At 64.0% G+C, this 2,143-nt stretch carries 1 protein-coding gene; it reads right to left on the reverse strand.

Annotated features, from left to right (window positions below; all coding sequences use genetic code 11):
- Positions 1-61: 61 nt before the first annotated feature.
- Positions 62-1,813, reverse strand: coding sequence for an FAD-dependent oxidoreductase (locus tag MTX35_RS25215; RefSeq protein ID WP_068046078.1), 1,752 nt, complete (start codon positions 1,811-1,813; stop codon positions 62-64).
- Between the last annotated feature and the right edge of the window lie 330 nt (positions 1,814-2,143).

Below are 2,143 nucleotides of genomic sequence, written 5' to 3' on the forward strand. Positions count from 1 at the left end.
GCACGAAGGCATCGAGCGGCTGGGCTCCTGTTTCGAAATGCGCGCTCACCAAGTACTTCTTTCACCGCGAAGCCGTCTCACCGGCGACCAGATGGCCATTTCGGATCTCGACGATAGGCAATCTCAGCCCACCCGGAGCGTCCACCGGAACAACGGGCGAGTTGGGGGCGATGGGATCGAGCCGCTGATACGGAAGCCCCTGTGCCGGACGAAGATCGAGCTCGCCCTTGTTCGGCCACAATGCGGCGGACCGCTCGGCCTGCGCGCTGATGGTCAGCGACGGATTGACCCCGAGGTTCGCCGACACAGCCGCCCCGTCCACCACGCTCAGCGTCGGGTATCCGTGGACGCGGTGGTACGGATCGATGACGCCGTGCGCCGAATCCGAGGCAATGGCGCACCCCCCGAGGAAGTGCGCGGTGAGCGGGATGTTGAACAGCTCTCCCCAGGTGCCTCCAGCGACGCCGCCGATCTTCTTGGCGATGCGCCGGGTGGCGTCGTTGCCCTCGGGGATCCACGTCGGATTCGGCTCGCCGTGGCCCTGCCTGCTGGAAATCTTGCGGCCGAACGGCCCACGCTTGGTGAATGTGGTGATCGAGTTGTCGAGGTTCTGCATCACCAGCGCGATGATGGTGCGCTCGCTCCAGTGCCGGACATTGACGACGCGAACGAACTGAACCGGGTGTGCGATCAACGCGAACACGAACTTGAGCCAACGCGGGATCTTTCCGCCGCCGTCGGTCATCAGGGTCTGCAGCATTCCCATCGCGTTCGAGCCCTTGCCGTAGCGGCACGGTTCGATGTGCGTGTTGGGGCTGGGGTGGAACGAGGACGTGATGGCCACTCCGCGCGTGAGGTCCATGTTCGGATCGACCGCAAGCTTGGCCGCTCCGACGATCGACTCGGAGTTGGTGCGAGTCAGTTCGCCGAGTGTGTCCGACAGCTTGGGCAGCGCGCCCGTGTCTTTCATCTTGTGCAGCAAATTCTGGGTGCCCCAGGTGCCCGCGGCCAACACGACATTGGCTGCGCTGTACGTCTTCTTGCCCTTGCGGAGCCGAGCGCCGGTGCGCTCGGTGTCGACGTCCCAGGTGCCGTCGGATCGCGGAACGAGACCGGTCACGGTCGTCATCGGCACGATCTCGGCTCCCGCGCGCTCGGCCAGGCCGAGGTAGTTCTTCAGCAGGGTGTTCTTGGCTCCGTGGCGGCAACCGGTCATGCACTCACCGCATTCGATGCATCCGGTGCGCTCGGGACCTGCACCGCCGAAGTACGGGTCCGGGACGGTCTTGCCGGGCTCGTCTCCGAAGAACACTCCCACCGGCGTCTGAATGAAGGTGTCGGCGACGCCCATGTCCTCGGCCACCGACTTCATGACCTCGTCGGCCGGGGTCATGTGTGGGTTGCGCACCACGCCCAGCATGCGGGTGGCCTGGTCGTAGAACGGAGAGAGCTCACTGCTCCAGTCGGTGATGTGCGCCCACTGCTTGTCCTCGAAGAACGGTGCCTGCGGCTTGTAGAGAGTATTGGCGTAATTCAGGGATCCACCGCCCACTCCGGCACCGGCGAGGATGAGGCAATCGCGCAGCAGGTGCACACGCTGGATTCCGTACAGACCCAGCTTCGGTGCCCACAGGAAACGCTTGAGATCCCAGCTGTTCTTCGCGAAGTCCTTGTCCTCGAAGCGTTGCCCGGCCTCGAGGATCCCGACGCGGTACCCCTTCTCCACCAGCCGCAGCGCGGTGACACTTCCGCCGAAGCCCGAACCGACGATCAAGACGTCGTAATCGATTGAACTGCTCGGTGGCGTCGCCATGGCGTCTCCTTCTGGTTCTTCAAACCGGATAACTGCTCCTCGCCCCAGGGGCCGGGACCCAGCGCGAGAGTGCGCCCCCTCGACGGTGAGACCAAAGCCGACCGCCTGCCTACCCGGGCACACTACTATACAGACGATGACTTTTTGTCCAATTAATTGACAGATGCAGCCTGCGTGTACAGATACTAGTGGTGCAGCTCATTAACCACAAGCCGCTGACGCTTCCGTCACCGGCGAGCCGAACCGAAAGGAGCCGGTGCGTCAGAAGCCAGCAAGGAGGGCTCTGACGAGAAGCCGAGGTGCACAGGCGGCGGGGCAAGCCCCGAGATC

This window comes from Rhodococcus sp. ARC_M12 (assembly GCF_022810385.1).
In the GTDB taxonomy this organism is placed as follows: Bacteria; Actinomycetota; Actinomycetes; order Mycobacteriales; family Mycobacteriaceae; genus Rhodococcoides; species Rhodococcoides navarretei.